This window comes from Brevibacillus sp. LEMMJ03, from assembly GCF_007197875.1.
Lineage (GTDB): Bacteria > Bacillota > Bacilli > Brevibacillales > Brevibacillaceae > Brevibacillus > Brevibacillus thermoruber.
The window spans coordinates 96631-111221 of the sequence record NZ_VKJN01000013.1; the positions used below are offsets into that span (position 1 = coordinate 96631).

Here is a 14591-nt window from a genome sequence, read left to right on the forward strand (position 1 = left end):
ATTAGCATAGTAAAGCGAAATCGGTGTGGAGGGAAGAGCGATGACAAAGCCGTTGGGATTTGAAAAACCGCTGGGGATGCGGGACATACTGCCGGAATCACTGGCGAGACAACGGCATTTGGAGCGGGCGCTCCGGCAGTGCATTGAACGGTGGGGATACCGGGAGATCGTCACCCCGTCGCTGGAATATTTCGACACGGTGGGGATGGCGAGCGCGACGCTGACCGACCGGATGTTCCGGCTGCTGGACAAACAGGGTCACACCGTCGTGCTGCGGCCGGACATGACGACGCCGATCGCCCGCGTCGTGTCTTCTTTATATAAGGATGTGCCGCTGCCGATTCGCCTGTATTACCAGACCAACGTATTCCGTGCCCAGGAAAAGGAAGCGGGCCGCAACGCGGAGTTTTTCCAGACGGGGATCGAACTGGTCGGGGACGGGACCGTAGACGCCGACGCGGAGGCGATTGCCCTCGCCGTGTTCTGTCTGCGGGCGGCCGGGGTGGAGACGTTCCGGATCGCGATCGGCCATGTTGACTTTGTCGAGGGACTGCTGGAGGAGACGGCGCCGGAAGAGACGGTGCGCGGCCAGTTCCGCCGGTTCCTGTACGAGCGGGATTTTGTCGGATTCCGGCAGTTGGCCGACGAATTGGACATTTCGGCGGAAGATCGGCGCCGGCTGAATGCGCTGCTGCGGCTGCGCGGGGGCAAAGGCAAGATTGCCGAAGCCCGCGAGCTGACGGCGAACGGCAAAGCGCGCCGGGCCGTCGAGAACGTCTTCTCGCTGTGGCAGGCGCTGGAGGCGTACGGCGTGACCGATGCGCTGCTGCTCGATTTCAACCTGATCAGCAACCTGGACTACTACACGGGCGTCGTGTTTGAAGGATATGCGGCCGATCTGGGCTCGCCGCTGGTGGGAGGCGGCCGCTACGACCGCTTGCTGGCCCAGTTTGGACGGCCCGCGCCGGCGACCGGTTTTGCCATCAAAATGGACCGGCTGATGCAGGTGACGCCGCTGGCCCCGTCGCCGGAACAGCCGCCCGTGCTGCTCTGCTACACGGAAGAACGGCGCAAAGACGGGCTGGCCGAGGCGCAGCGGCTGCGTCAGGAGGGACGGGTCGTCGTGACGCGGTTGGTGCGCGACCAGGCGGAGGCGGCGGTGTGCCGGGAGCAGGTCGACGGCGAATTTATCTGCCTTACGGGACAGGGGGAGTAGGAGATGAGTCTTTCCGACAATGCGCAAAAATTGACGATTGCCATGCCGAAAGGGCGGATCTTTGAGGAAGCGGTCCACTTTTTGCAGCAGGCCGGCCTGCAGGTGACGGCAGAACTGCAGGATTCCCGCAAACTGATCATCCCGGTCGAAAACGCCAGCCTGGAGTTTATCCTGGCCAAGCCGACGGACGTGCCCACCTACGTGGAATACGGCGTGGCCGATGTCGGGGTGGTGGGCAAAGACGTGCTGCTGGAAGAGGAGCGGGACGTGTACGAACTGCTCAATTTGCGCATCGGCCGCTGCCGCATGGTGGTGGCCGGCCTGCCCGGCTGGAGACAGACCGAGGCGCCCCGCGTTGCCACCAAGTACCCGCGCATTGCCTCCCGCTATTTTCGCGAGCAGGGGCAGCAGGTCGAGGTGATCAAGCTGAACGGTTCCGTCGAGCTGGCCCCGCTGATCGGGTTGGCGGACAGGATCGTGGACATCGTCTCCACCGGCCGCACGCTGAAAGAAAACGGGCTGGTGGAACTGGAACACATCTGCGACATTACCACCCGCCTGATCGCCAACAGGGCCAGCTATCGGATGAAGAGCGAGGCCGTGGACGACATCGCGCAAAAATTCTGGGAGGCCATCCCCCGCTGAGCCCCCAATCGTTAGGAAAGGAGAGGTAACCGGCAATGATGCGAATTGTGCAAGCCAATCAGTTCGACGCGAAACGATCGGTGGAAACGGGAACGCGCGAACAGCAGGAAGCGGTGCGGGCCATTCTGGCTGACGTGCGGGAGCGGGGAGACGAGGCCGTCCGGGCGTATACGGAGCGGTTTGACCGGGTCCGGCTGGAGAACTTTCGGGTGAGCGAGGCGGAATACGCCGAGGCGGAGGCGCTGGTGGCCTCCGCAGTGAAAGCCGCGCTGACGGAAGCGGCGGCAAACATCCGCGATTTTCACCAGCGGCAGGTGCGCCAGTCGTGGTTTACCGCCAAGGAAAGCGGCACCGTGCTGGGGCAGATCGTCCGGCCGCTGAAGCGCGTCGGCCTGTACGTGCCCGGCGGGACGGCCGCCTATCCGTCCAGCGTGCTGATGAACGCCATCCCGGCCAAGATTGCCGGCGTCCCGGAAGTGGTCATTGCCACGCCGCCGGGACCGGATGGCAGGATCAATCCGGCGATTCTGGTGGCGGCCGGCATCGCCGGCGTGAACGAAATCTACAAGGTGGGCGGCGCGCAGGCCATCGCCGCCCTCACCTACGGCACCGCGCAGATCAAGCCGGTGGACAAAATCGTCGGGCCGGGAAACATTTTCGTGGCGCTGGCGAAACGGGAGGTATTCGGCCTGGTCAGCATCGACATGGTGGCCGGCCCGAGCGAGATCGTCGTACTGGCTGACGAGACGGCCAACCCGCGTTACGTGGCCGCCGACCTGCTGTCCCAGGCGGAGCACGATCCGATGTCGGCCGCCGTGCTGGTGACGCCGTCCCGCGCGCTGGCGGAAGCGGTGGCGCAGGAAGTGGAGCGGCAGTTGACCGAACTGCCCCGCCGCCAGATCGCCGAGGCGGCGCTGCGCGATTATGGCGCCATTTTGCTGGTGAACGATCTGGACGAGGGATTTGCGGTGGTCAACCGGCTCGCCCCCGAGCACCTGGAGATCATGATCGACAACCCGTTTGACCAGTTGGGCAAGGTGGAAAACGCCGGGGCCATTTTCCTCGGACCGTACAGCTCGGAGCCGGTCGGGGACTATTTCGCCGGCACCAACCACGTCATCCCCACCAACGGCACGGCCCGTTTCTCCTCGCCGCTGTCGGTGGACGACTTTGTGAAAAAATCGAGCGTGGTGTCCTACAGCAAACGGGACCTGCGGGAGCATGGCCATAAAATCGTCGCCCTGGCGGAACAGGAAGGGCTGGCCGCCCACGGACGGGCCATTCAGGAGCGGCTCAACGACTTTGCCAAAGAAGAGCAGGAGCGTGACCAATCATGAGCGACAACAGACGGGCGGCGCAGATCGCGCGCACGACCAACGAAACGGACATCGCCCTTTCCTTTGCCGTCGACGGCACGGGGGAAAGCAGACAGGACTCCGGCGTGCCGTTTCTCGACCACATGCTGGACCTGTTTACCCGCCACGGTCACTTTGATCTGACCGTGAAGGCAAAAGGGGACATCGAGATCGACTACCACCACACCGTCGAGGACATCGGCATCTGCCTCGGCCAGGCGCTGCGCGAAGCGTTGGGCGACAAAAAGGGCATCAAGCGCTACGGCAACGCCTTCGTGCCGATGGACGACGCGCTGGCGCAGGTGGTCATCGACATCAGCAACCGGCCCCACCTGGAGTACCGGGCGGAGTACCCGTCGCCGGTGGTCGGGCAGTTTCCCACCGAGCTGGTGCACGAGTTTCTCTGGAAGTTCGCCCTGGAGGCGCGGATCAACCTGCACGTAATCCTGCACTACGGCCACAATACGCACCACATGATCGAAGCCATTTTCAAAGCGCTCGGCCGCGCCCTGGACGAAGCGACGACGATCGATCCGCGCGTCAAAGGCGTACCGTCCACCAAAGGGGTTTTGTAACGATGATCGGCATTATCGACTACGGCATGGGCAATCTGTACAGCTTGAGCAAAGCGCTGGAACGGCTTGGGTACGCCTATGAGTTCGTCTCCCGCCCGGAGCGGCTGGACGACTTTGCGGGCGTGATCCTGCCGGGAGTCGGGGCGTTTGGCGACGCGATGGCCAACATCCGCCGGCTTGGACTGGAGGAGGGCATTCGCGCGTACGCGGCGTCCGGCCGGCCGGTTCTCGGCATCTGCCTCGGCATGCAGCTCCTGTTTGAAAAAAGCGAAGAGCACGGCACGCACACCGGCCTCTCCCTGTTGGGCGGGGAAGCGGTCCGTTTCCGCGGCGACTACAAGGTGCCGCACATGGGCTGGAACCAACTGCAGGTGAAGCAGGAGCACCCTCTCCTGGAAGGCGTGAAAAGCGGGGATTACGTCTACTTTGTTCACTCCTACCACGTGCGGGTGAGCGATCCGGCCGTGCTGTTGGCGACCAGCGACTATCATCAGGACGTCACCGCCATCGTCGGGCGGGACAACGTGTTCGGCATGCAGTTTCATCCGGAAAAGAGCGGCGACACCGGCATGCGGCTGCTGCGCAACTTTGCCGGACGGTGCGAGGGGGGAAAGGCATGAGGTTTACGATCTATCCCGCGATCGATATTCGCGGCGGCAAATGCGTGCGGCTGTTCCAGGGCGATTACGCGCAGGAGACGGTGTACGCCGATTCGCCGCTGGAGATGGCCCGCCAGTGGGTGGCCCAGGGAGCGTCCTGGCTGCACCTGGTTGACCTGGACGGAGCCAAGGAGGGGCAGCCGTTCAACGGCGAACTGATCAAGGAGATCGCCCGCACCGTGCCGGTACCGGTGCAGGTGGGCGGCGGCATCCGCACGGAAGGGCAGATTGCCGGCTACCTCGAGGCGGGGGTCGCCCGCGTCATTCTCGGCACGGCCGCCATTGAGGACGAGCCGTTTACGGAACGGATTTTGCGCCGGTACGGGAGCAGCGTGGCGATCGGCCTGGACTGCCGCAACGGCATGGTAGCCACCCGCGGCTGGCTGACCACGACGGACGTGTCGGCGGTGGAGCTGGCGAAGCGGCTCGTCTCGTACGGCGCGGAGACGTTCATCTACACGGACATCGCCCGGGACGGCACGCTGACCGGCCCCAACGTGGAGGAGATCGCCGGGCTGGCGAAAGCCACCGGCAAATCGGTGATCGCTTCGGGCGGCGTAAGCGCGCTGGACGATCTGCTGACGCTCGCAGCCTGCACGGCGGACGGCGTCTCGGGGGCGATTGTCGGCAAAGCCCTCTACACGGGCGCGTTCACCTTGGCGGAAGCGGTATCCCGGATGGAGGAGCGTGAGTAGCATGCTGGCCAAGCGCATCATTCCCTGTCTGGACGTAAAAGACGGCCGGGTCGTCAAAGGGGTGCAGTTCGTCGGACTGCGGGACGCCGGGGACCCGGTGGAGCTGGCGAAAAAGTACAGCGAAGAAGGGGCGGACGAGCTGGTCTTCCTCGACATCTCCGCCTCCCACGAAGGGCGCAAGACGATGGTGGACGTGATCGAACGGACGGCGGCCAACATCACGATTCCCTTTACCGTCGGCGGCGGGATCAACAGCGTGGAGGACATGAAGCGCATCCTGCGCGCCGGAGCGGATAAAATCTCGCTCAACACGGCGGCGGTGCTGCGGCCGGAGCTGATCCGCGAAGGGGCGACGGTGTTCGGCTCCCAGTGTGTCGTGGTCGCCATCGACGCCCGCCGTGTCGGCCCCGGCCGCTGGGAAGTGTACACCCATGGCGGACGCAACGCCACGGGTCGGGACGTGATCGACTGGGCGCGGGAGGCGGAAGCGCTCGGCGCCGGCGAGATTCTGCTCACCAGCATGGACGACGACGGCGAAAAGAAAGGCTTCGGCGTGGAGCTGACGCGGCTGGTCTCGGAGGCGGTCGGCATTCCGGTGATCGCGTCCGGCGGCGCGGGCGCGCGGGAGCATTTCTACGACGTGCTGACGGAGGGCAAGGCGGACGCCGCCCTGGCCGCGTCCATTTTCCACTACGAAGAGACATCGATTCAGGCGGTCAAAGAGTACCTGCTTGCGAAAGGAGTTGTCGTGCGGCCATGACCCCAACCATTCCCTGGGAGCAATTGCGCTTTGACGAAAACGGGCTGATTCCCGCCATCGTACAGGACGCGGTAAGCAAAGAGGTGCTGACGCTCGCCTACATGAACAAAGAGTCGCTGGCGAAGTCGCTGGAGACAGGAGAGACGTGGTTCTGGAGTCGTTCGCGGCAGGAACTGTGGCACAAAGGAGCCACGTCCGGCCACACCCAGCGGATTGTGTCCATGCGGTACGACTGTGACGGAGACGCCCTGGTCGTGCAGGTCGTGCCCAGCGGCCCCGCCTGCCACACCGGTTCGTACACCTGCTTTGGCGGGGCGATCGCGCACGGAGGGGAAGCGGCGGAGGGAGCGGAGCAGGCGCCCGTCCCTGACCGGTTTGCCATCCTGAACGAGCTGGAGCGGCTGATCGCCTCCCGCGAGGCGGAACGGCCGGAAGGGGCGTACACCACGTATCTGTTTGAAAAGGGCGTCGACAAGATTTTGAAAAAAGTAGGAGAGGAAGCGGCGGAGGTAATCATCGCCGCCAAGAACCGCAGCCACGACGAACTGCGCTACGAGGCGGCCGACCTGATCTACCACCTGCTGGTTCTCCTGCGGGAGCAAAAGCTGCCGCTCGACGACGTGCTGGCCGAACTGCGGCGGAGACGTTGACGCCACACGACCACTCCCTTTGCCGGGGAGTGGTTTTTTGCTAGAATGGAAACATCCGCCGAAGGGAAAGGAGTGGTGTTTATGCAGCATGTCTTGAATGGTTTTGCAAGCGCTTTCGCATACATCATTTCGAAAGGCGGGGATCCGATTGATCAAAGGAGAGCGAGTGGAGCTGCGCCCGGTCACGGAAGCGGACCTGGTGCGGCTGTTTGAATGGCGAAACGACGAGGAAGTGGCCAGGTGGGCGGCCGGTTCGGAGGCGGCCAAATACAGCAACCTGCCGCTGGAATCGCTGCGGGCGATGTACGCGGAGGCCGTGCGCGGCACGCGTCCGTCTGACAATTTGCGCGGGTGTGTATTTTCTGTCTACACGCTGGACGGCGTGCATATCGGCACATGCGATTACCGCGACGTCCGGCCTGATCCCAAGCAAACCGACGACAGAAGCGATGGATCAGACAGGCGGCGGACATGGCGGCTGAGATGTTACACAACAACTGACCGCTCACACACCTGCACGATGGGACACCTACAGGAGAAAACGCCGGTACGATGGGGGCCTCTGCCAGGCAGGGGCCTCTTCCGGTTGGCGGCCGTGTGAAAGACGAAGCGACGAAAGGAGGACAGCGCTGTGAACCGACGATGGTGGGCCATCGCCCTGCTGGCTTTGGTCTGGCTGTATCCCGCGAATGCGTCAGCCGGCGACGTGCTGCGGGTCGTCTTTGACAAGGAGCTGCCCCCGTTTTCCTACACGGACGAACACGGCGACGTCTCCGGGTTTAACGTCGACTTGATCCGGGCCATCGCCGAGCAAAACGGCTTCGAGCTGGAGTTCGTGCCGCTGGAGTGGGAGGATGCCGTCTCCTACCTGCTGCACGGCAAAGCGGATGTCCTGCTGGGGATGAAATACACCAGCCGGTACGATCGGGTCGTCGACTTCAGCGAATCGTTTTTCACCATGTCCGAGGTGCTGCTGGTTCCGAAAGCCGACAGCGACATCTACACCCTGAACCACTTGAAGGAAAAGGTGGTGGCGGTACAGCGGGGGAATACCGGCATGGAACTGGTGCAGGACATCCGCAGGGTGAAACTGCTCGTCTCCTTCAACCAGCGGGACGCCCTGGACAATCTGATGCGGGGGAGAGCAGACGCGTTTATCGGCAACCGCTGGACCGCCGCCTACTTCCTCGACAAGGCGGGCAGGCGCGGCGACTTTGTGATGCGTTCCGGCCTGATCAACCCGACCGACTACGCCTTTGCCGTGCGGGAGGGCAACTACGAGCTGCTGGACAAGCTGAACAAAGGACTGAACCAACTGTACCGGGACGGCACCTATACGCGGCTGTACAGCCAGTACTTTGAACCGTATTCGCCGCATGTCACCGACTGGTGGCGAAAACTGGTTATCGCCCTGGTAATCGCGATGGCGATCGTGGTTGTGACGCTGGTGACCATTTTTACCTGGAACAAACGGCTGCAGGAGGAAGTGCGGCGGCAGACGGCGGCGTTGGCCGACCTGCTGGCGTTTCAGCGCAAGGTGCTGGACAACACGGAGAGCGCCATCCTCTCGCTGGACGTGAGCGGCCACGTGACGCTGGTCAATCAGGTGGCCCGCCGGATGCTGTCCTTGTCCGACGACGTGTTGGGCCGCCACATCTCCTCCCTCTTGCCGCAATTGCCGTTGGAGACACCGCTGGAGCAGTTGGCCCCTCGTCAGTACGAAGGGGAGTTTCAGTGGGAGCCCGGCTCCATCCGCGTCTTTCACTACTACATGGCGCCGTTTGCCAACGCGTCCCACGAGCACGTGGGATGGATCGTCAGCCTGCAGGACCGGACGGAGCAGAAGCGGCTGCAGGCCCGGCTGGTCGCCCAGGAAAAGATGCGGGCGCTCGGCCAGTTGGTGGCAGGCATCGCCCACGAGCTGCGCAATCCGCTGACCGCGATCAAGACGTTCGTTGAGCTGCTTCCGAAAAAGCTGGACGACGAGCGCTTCCGGGCGGAGCTGCTGCGGTACGTGCCGGAAGAGATGGAGCGGATGAACCGCATTTTGGAGGACCTGCTGGACTACTCCCGTGCCAAGCCGCTGCAGATGCAGAACGTCGAGCTGCGGGAGCTGGTCGGCTCCGTGCTGGGCCTGTTTGCCAGACGGATGGAGCGCGAGCAGGTGGAGGTGGTCGTGGAGGTGCCCGGCGAGCTGGTGATTCGAGCCGACCGCGCCCGGGTGAAGCAGGTGCTGATCAACCTGGTGATGAATGCGCTGGAAGCGATGGCGGCCAGTCCCCGCAAGCGCCTGACCATCCGCGCTGGCGGCGGGGCGGGCGGCGTGGAACTGGCGGTGGGCGACACCGGGGAAGGAATGGACCCGGAGGAGCTGCCCCACCTGTTCCAGCCGTTTTATACGACCAAAGCCCAGGGAATCGGCCTGGGGCTCTACCTGAGCGACAGGATCATGCGGGAGCACGGCGGCCGCATCGAGGCAAACAGCGCGAAGGGGAAGGGAACCACGTTTACGCTATGGTTTGAACGACAGGAAAAGGAGGAGAGCCATGCCCAACTTGCTCATCGTGGATGATGAACCGGCCATCTGCGCCTCGCTGTCGTTTGCGCTGGAAGACGATTACACGGTCTGGACGGCCGGGGACGAGCCGAGCGCGCTGGCCGTCGTCCAGCAGGAAGCGATCGACTGCGTCCTGCTGGACTTGAACCTGGGACACACGTGCGGCCTGGATTTGCTCGCCAAGCTGAAAGGCGTCAAGCCGGATGTGACCGTGATCATGATGACGGCGTACGGCACGATCGAATCCTCCGTCGCCGCCATGAAGGCCGGCGCCTACCACTACCTGACCAAGCCGCTGCACCTGGACGAGGTCAGGCTGCTCTTGAACAAGGCGCTGGAATTTCAGCATCTGCACCGGCAGGTAAAGGTGCTGAGCGAAGCGGTCAAGCAGCAGCAGGCGTACGCCGGGCTCATCGGCAAAAGCCAGCCGATGCAAAAGCTCTACCAGTTGATCGAGAAAGTGAAGGACATCACCTCCAGCATCCTGATCACCGGCGAAAGCGGAACGGGCAAGGAACTGGTGGCCCGGGCCGTCCACTTTCAGGGAAATCGCAGACACGCGCCGTTTTCGGTGGTCAACTGCGCCGCCATCCCGGAGCAGCTCCTGGAAAGCGAGCTGTTCGGCTACGAAAAGGGGGCCTTTACCGGGGCGTTTCAGCGTAAAATCGGACTGTTTGAGCGCTCGCACGGCGGCACGGTGTTTCTCGACGAGATCGGGGAAATGCCGCTGGCCCTGCAGGCCAAGCTGCTGCGCGTCATTCAGGAGCGGACGGTGACCCCGCTCGGCGGTTACGAGGCAAAAGAGGTGGATATCCGCATCATCGCCGCCACCAACCGGAATCTGGAGGAGGAAGTGGCGCGGGGAGCGTTTCGCGAAGACCTGTTTTACCGCCTCAACGTCATCCCGATCCGCACTCCGGCGCTGCGGGAGCGGCGCGAGGACATCCCGCTTTTGATCGAGCACTTCCTCGACCTGTACGCCGTCAATCTGGGCAAGGGAAAGAAAGTGTGCAGCCCGGAGGCGCTCAAACGGTTGTACGCCTACTCCTATCCGGGCAACGTGCGGGAGCTGGCCAACATCGTCGAGTACGCGGTCGCCCTTTCTCAGGGAGAGATCATCACGACAGAGGACCTGCCGTTTTCCGTCAGCGAGCGGCCATCAGGCAGCCGGACGGCCCCTGCCGGACAGGAGGGCGTCTTTATCCCGGCCGGCATGTCCCTGGAGGAGGCGGAGCGGCGGATTATTCTCTACACCCTGGAGCGAAACGGCGGCCACCGGAAAAAGACGGCGGATCAGTTGGGCATCAGCGAGCGGGGGCTGCGGCAAAAACTGAAACAATACCTGGAATCGGAGTCATTCTCGTAATCCATTGTCGAACCGGCAAAAAATTCCGTGCGGGCGGGATTTTTTTGCCGGTTTTTCGTGGGCGGCGGCAGGAAAAACGGCAAAATTCGTCGTGTTTCGGCATGTGTGTCAGTTGGCACGGCATTTGCTTGCAAGTAGGGGTGTAAACGGTTTCAAACCAGAAAAGGGGGAATTGTCGTGTTGAAGAAAATGCTGACCATCTTGTCTTCCACGCTGCTGGTGCTCTCCGTGGCGGCCTGCAGCAGCCAATCTTCGCCTGCGCAGGGAGGGGGCAGTGCATCCGGCGGCGCTGCCGAGCAGAAGTTTTTGACCATCGCCACCGGGGGAAGCTCCGGTCCGTACTACACGATCGGCGGCGCGATGGCCAAGATCTACAAGGACAAGCTGGGCTACAACGCATCCGTCCAATCCACCGGCGCGTCCGTGGAAAACATCAACCTGCTGAAGACCAAGAAGGCGGACATGGCGTTCGTCATGTCGGACGTGGCCTCGTTTGCCTACAATGGCCAGGAAAACTTCAAGGATACCGGCGCCGTCAAGGACCTGAAGGCCATGGCCGGCCTGTATCTCAACTACGTGCAGATCGTCACGCTGAAAGACCGCAACATCAAATCCGTGGCTGACCTGAAAGGCAAGCGCGTCGGCGTGGGCGCTCCCAACTCCGGGGTGGAGGTAAACGCGCGGATGGTGCTGGCCGGTCACGGTCTCACCTACAACGACATCAAGGCGGACTACCTTTCTTACGCCGAGGCGGTCGAGCAGTTGAAGAACAACACGATCGACGCCGCCTTCGTCACATCCGGTCTGCCGAACTCCACGGTGATCGACCTGATGACCACCAAGGACGTGGAGATCGTGCCGATCAAAAAGGAAGACGTGGAGAAAATGGCGCAGCAGTTCCCGTTCTTCGTGCCGGCGGAAATTCCGGCGGGCCTGTACAAGAACGACCAGCCGGTGCCGACCGCCGCGATTCGCAACTTGATGCTGGTTCGCGGCGACCTGTCTGACGATCAGGTGTACAAGCTGACCAAGGCCTTCTTTGAAAACCTCGACACGCTGAAGGGCGCCCACAGCGCCGCGAAGGAGATCGACCCGAAGGAAGCGGGCAAAAATCTGGTGGTGCCGCTCCATCCGGGGGCCGAAAAATACTTCAAGGAAATCGGCGCTCTCAACTAATCCCGATCATTTTGAAAACAGATACTCCAGGGATGCGGGAGGGATGACGGCATGAAAAGACGGGCGATGCGCGTGTTCCTCCTCGTTGTGGGGCTCGTCCTGACAGGGCCCCACCCCTTTTTGCTGCTGAAGGACTTTCATCGGCAGGAGATCATCGGAGCGGTGCCGCTCTGGATGGACGATCGCTTTGAGATGGAATGGGTTCATTCGGTGGAGCTGACCCCGTGGCGGGAAACGTACCGTGTCCATTGGCTGCGCGGCATGGAACTGGCCGAGACCTCGTTTCAATCGTTTGGAGCGGGCGTTCCGACTGCGTTTGCCGACGCGGTTGTTGCGGTCCACGACGGCTGGATTACGGTATCCGGACTGCACGAACAGCGGGACAGCGTCCTGTATGTCATCTCCCGGAAGGATTACAAGCTGACCGCGGGAGGCCAACAGTGGAAATTATCCGAAGTATTGCCGCTGGGTACGTCGTTGGAGCTGTCAGTCAGGTGGTACCCGTGGTGGTACCGGTATCTATACAGGTTGAAGCAGAAAGGAAGTGACGTGTAGGTGAGCACGCAGGCAAACCTGCCCAACCAGGAGGAAATCCGCTTGAACGAGAGCAAGGCCCTGGCTGTCCTGGAGGAGTACGACATGGAAGCCCGCTACCGCGTGTTTGAGAAAAAGTGGCTGCGCCTCCTGGTCTCCGGTGTGGCGATCGCTTTTGCCCTGTATCACTTGTACGCCGCGTACGCGATTCCGTTTGTGACCTTGAAGCATCGGTCGCTGCACGTGGCCATCGTGTTATGCCTCATCTTTTTGCTGTACCCGGGCCGAAAAAAGGCGTCCCGCAAACATCTGTCGCTTCTGGACGCGGTGTTGGCCGTAGTGTCGTTGGGCACGGCCGGCTATATTTTTATCTATTACCTGGACATCGTCAACCGCGGAGGGATTCCGTCTGCGCTGGACGTGACCTTTGCCACGATCACCTGTCTCCTGGTGCTGGAAGCGTCCCGCCGCGTGGCCGGCTGGGAGCTGACGGCGATGGCCGCCATTTTTGTCGCGTACGCCTATCTCGGTCCGTACCTGCCGGGCGAATTTGGCCACAGGGGGTATACGCTGAGCGATATCTTCAACTACATGTACGTGACGACGGAAGGGATTTTTGGCGACGCCATCGCGGTATCCGCGTCGTTCATCATTCTGTTCATCATCTTTGGCGCGTTTCTCTCCAAATCCGGCATGGGCACCCTGTTTAACGACCTGTCGCTGGCGCTGGCCGGCAGCAGCAAGGGCGGTCCGGCCAAAGTAGGGGTGATTGCCAGCGCGGTCCACGGGTCGATCAACGGCTCGGCCGTCGCCAGCGTGGTGACGACCGGTTCCTTTACGATTCCGATGATGAAGCGCGTCGGCTACAAGCCGGAGTTCGCCGCGGCAGTGGAAGCAACGGCTGCCGTGGGCGGTCAAATCCTCCCGCCGGTCATGGGAGCGGCCGCTTTCATCATGGCCGAGACGCTGGGGGTGCCGTACGTCACGATTGCCATCGCGGCGCTGATTCCGGCGGTGATGTATTATTTTGGCCTGCTCGTCCAGGTGCACCTGCGCGCGGACCGCGACAACCTGCAAGGGCTGAGCAGGGACGAACTGCCGAAGGTAAAGGACGTCCTTCGCGAGCGCGGGCATCTGCTGCTGCCCCTGATCCTGCTGGTGGCGCTGCTGATGATGGGCTACACGCCCACGCTCGTGGCGGTGGTAACGATCGTGGCTACCGTGATCATCGCCGCGCTGCGCCCGTCCAGCCGGATGGGGTTCCGCGACATTCTGGCAGCGCTGGAAACCGGCGTGCGCGATACGCTGGGCGTGGCGGCCGCCTGCGCGTCCGTCGGGATTACCGTAGGCGTGTTCAGCCTCACCGGCCTGGGTCTGAAACTGGCCAACATCATCCTGATGATGGGCTCGGGCAGCCTCTTCATGACGCTGTTTTTCACGATGATCGCCTCCATCATTCTGGGGCTTGGCCTGCCGTCGATCCCGTGCTACATCATCACCGCGACGATGGCGGCGCCGGCGCTGTCCACGTTCGGCGTCGACCCGCTGGCGTCCCATCTGTTTGTCTTTTACTTTGGAGCGATTGCCAATCTGACGCCGCCCATTGCGCTGGCCGCATTTGCCGGAGCGGGGATTGCCGGTTCCGATCCGCAGCGGACCGGCTGGATCTCCTGCAAGCTTGCGCTGGCCGGATTTATCGTCCCGTTTATCTTCATCTACAAACCGGGCCTGATGATCCTCAACTCCAGCGTGCTGGACATCGCCGTTGCTAGCGTCACCACCATTCTGGCCGTCCTGGCGCTGGCCGCCGCCACCGAAGGGTTCCTGTTAACCAGGCTGAACTGGGCGATGCGCCTGGTCTTGATCGGGGCAGGCGTCCTGCTGATCTTCCCCGAAGCCGTCTACATGGGTACTGGACTGGCGGCGATGGTCGCCGTACTGATGTATCAATTCGTCAAAAAGCGCGGCGCCGTCTCCATCCAGGCGTGAGGATGAGCGTTCCTTTTTCGTATGGAAGCTGCGGCAGAGGCACAGTGTCCCCTCCACGAACAGGAGGGGACATTCCTTTTGTCACCACCCGTTTTTGACACAAAAAAACTTTTAAAATTACCCTTGATTTTGTTTTTGCAATGTGATAGATTATTCCTTGTCGCCGATGAGCGATGACGAAATGAGAGAAACGATCTCGAAGATTGATAGAAAAAAGATCTTGACTCTTGAAAGTCGAATGTGATATAGTAGCAAATGTTCGACACGAAATGCTCCTTGAAAACTGAACAGCGAAAGCGTTGAACGAGCCTAGCAATTCTTTTTCTTGAAGCTAATGATTCAACTCAACTTTATTGGAGAGTTTGATCCTGGCTCAGGACGAACGCTGGCGGCGTGCCTAATACATGCAAGTCG

At 62.0% G+C, this 14591-nt stretch carries 14 protein-coding genes and 1 rRNA gene; all 15 read left to right on the forward strand.

Going from position 1 to position 14591, the window contains the following annotated elements; genetic code table 11:
- Positions 1-40 precede the first annotated feature (40 nt).
- Entirely contained in the window at positions 41-1216 is a 1176-nt protein-coding gene (locus FOI68_RS16795; RefSeq protein ID WP_143863804.1) for an ATP phosphoribosyltransferase regulatory subunit, read from the forward strand.
- 3 nt (positions 1217-1219) lie between these two features.
- The gene (gene hisG, locus FOI68_RS16800; RefSeq protein WP_029100246.1) at positions 1220-1861 is read left to right on the forward strand and encodes an ATP phosphoribosyltransferase; all 642 of its coding nucleotides are present in this window, start codon (positions 1220-1222) and stop codon (positions 1859-1861) included.
- Between the two features lie 38 nt (positions 1862-1899).
- Complete coding sequence (gene hisD / locus FOI68_RS16805; RefSeq protein ID WP_143863813.1) at positions 1900-3198, forward strand: histidinol dehydrogenase; 1299 nt, start codon at positions 1900-1902, stop codon at positions 3196-3198.
- Positions 3195-3791, forward strand: coding sequence for an imidazoleglycerol-phosphate dehydratase HisB (gene hisB / locus FOI68_RS16810; protein ID WP_143863805.1), 597 nt, complete (start codon positions 3195-3197; stop codon positions 3789-3791). Before hisD ends, hisB begins: the two co-directional genes overlap by 4 nt.
- Before the next feature lie 2 nt (positions 3792-3793).
- A complete protein-coding gene (gene hisH, locus FOI68_RS16815; protein ID WP_035295791.1) occupies positions 3794-4411 on the forward strand; it encodes an imidazole glycerol phosphate synthase subunit HisH in 618 nt (205 codons plus the stop codon).
- On the forward strand, positions 4408-5145 hold the full coding sequence (hisA, locus tag FOI68_RS16820; RefSeq protein ID WP_143863806.1) for a 1-(5-phosphoribosyl)-5-[(5-phosphoribosylamino)methylideneamino]imidazole-4-carboxamide isomerase: 738 nt from the start codon (positions 4408-4410) through the stop codon (positions 5143-5145). Before hisH ends, hisA begins: the two co-directional genes overlap by 4 nt.
- A gap of 1 nt (position 5146) precedes the next feature.
- Positions 5147-5905 carry an imidazole glycerol phosphate synthase subunit HisF gene (gene hisF / locus FOI68_RS16825; RefSeq protein WP_029100241.1) on the forward strand — a complete coding sequence of 253 codons (759 nt, stop codon included), beginning with the start codon at positions 5147-5149 and terminating at the stop codon, positions 5903-5905.
- Positions 5902-6555 (forward strand): bifunctional phosphoribosyl-AMP cyclohydrolase/phosphoribosyl-ATP diphosphatase HisIE, encoded by a 654-nt coding sequence (gene hisIE, locus FOI68_RS16830; RefSeq protein WP_143863807.1) that lies wholly within the window; start codon positions 5902-5904, stop codon positions 6553-6555. The genes hisF and hisIE overlap by 4 nt, the downstream gene beginning before the upstream one ends.
- 148 nt (positions 6556-6703) lie before the next feature.
- Positions 6704-7156 (forward strand): GNAT family N-acetyltransferase, encoded by a 453-nt coding sequence (locus FOI68_RS16835; protein ID WP_143863808.1) that lies wholly within the window; start codon positions 6704-6706, stop codon positions 7154-7156.
- Positions 7157-7186: 30 nt separating this feature from the next.
- A complete protein-coding gene (locus FOI68_RS16840; RefSeq protein ID WP_143863809.1) occupies positions 7187-9127 on the forward strand; it encodes a transporter substrate-binding domain-containing protein in 1941 nt (646 codons plus the stop codon).
- Positions 9102-10478 carry a sigma-54-dependent transcriptional regulator gene (locus tag FOI68_RS16845; protein WP_044898844.1) on the forward strand — a complete coding sequence of 459 codons (1377 nt, stop codon included), beginning with the start codon at positions 9102-9104 and terminating at the stop codon, positions 10476-10478. The genes FOI68_RS16840 and FOI68_RS16845 overlap by 26 nt, the downstream gene beginning before the upstream one ends.
- A 177-nt stretch (positions 10479-10655) precedes the next feature.
- Positions 10656-11654, forward strand: coding sequence for a TAXI family TRAP transporter solute-binding subunit (locus FOI68_RS16850; protein ID WP_370512139.1), 999 nt, complete (start codon positions 10656-10658; stop codon positions 11652-11654).
- A gap of 51 nt (positions 11655-11705) precedes the next feature.
- Positions 11706-12209, forward strand: a complete 504-nt coding sequence (locus FOI68_RS16855) for a DUF1850 domain-containing protein (protein WP_143863810.1) — start codon at positions 11706-11708, stop codon at positions 12207-12209.
- Positions 12210-14177, forward strand: a complete 1968-nt coding sequence (locus FOI68_RS16860; RefSeq protein ID WP_255433620.1) for a TRAP transporter permease — start codon at positions 12210-12212, stop codon at positions 14175-14177.
- Between the two features lie 350 nt (positions 14178-14527).
- A 16S ribosomal RNA gene (locus FOI68_RS16865) occupies positions 14528-14591 on the forward strand; the annotation flags it as partial.

Coding starts and splice junctions, on each gene's coding strand:
- FOI68_RS16795 (WP_143863804.1), top strand. CDS start 41: ATGACAAAGCCGTTGGGATTTGAAAAACCGCTGGGGATGCGGGACATA.
- hisG (WP_029100246.1), top strand. CDS start 1,220: ATGAGTCTTTCCGACAATGCGCAAAAATTGACGATTGCCATGCCGAAA.
- hisD (WP_143863813.1), top strand. CDS start 1,900: ATGCGAATTGTGCAAGCCAATCAGTTCGACGCGAAACGATCGGTGGAA.
- hisB (WP_143863805.1), top strand. CDS start 3,195: ATGAGCGACAACAGACGGGCGGCGCAGATCGCGCGCACGACCAACGAA.
- hisH (WP_035295791.1), top strand. CDS start 3,794: ATGATCGGCATTATCGACTACGGCATGGGCAATCTGTACAGCTTGAGC.
- hisA (WP_143863806.1), top strand. CDS start 4,408: ATGAGGTTTACGATCTATCCCGCGATCGATATTCGCGGCGGCAAATGC.
- hisF (WP_029100241.1), top strand. CDS start 5,147: ATGCTGGCCAAGCGCATCATTCCCTGTCTGGACGTAAAAGACGGCCGG.
- hisIE (WP_143863807.1), top strand. CDS start 5,902: ATGACCCCAACCATTCCCTGGGAGCAATTGCGCTTTGACGAAAACGGG.
- FOI68_RS16845 (WP_044898844.1), top strand. CDS start 9,102: ATGCCCAACTTGCTCATCGTGGATGATGAACCGGCCATCTGCGCCTCG.
- FOI68_RS16855 (WP_143863810.1), top strand. CDS start 11,706: ATGAAAAGACGGGCGATGCGCGTGTTCCTCCTCGTTGTGGGGCTCGTC.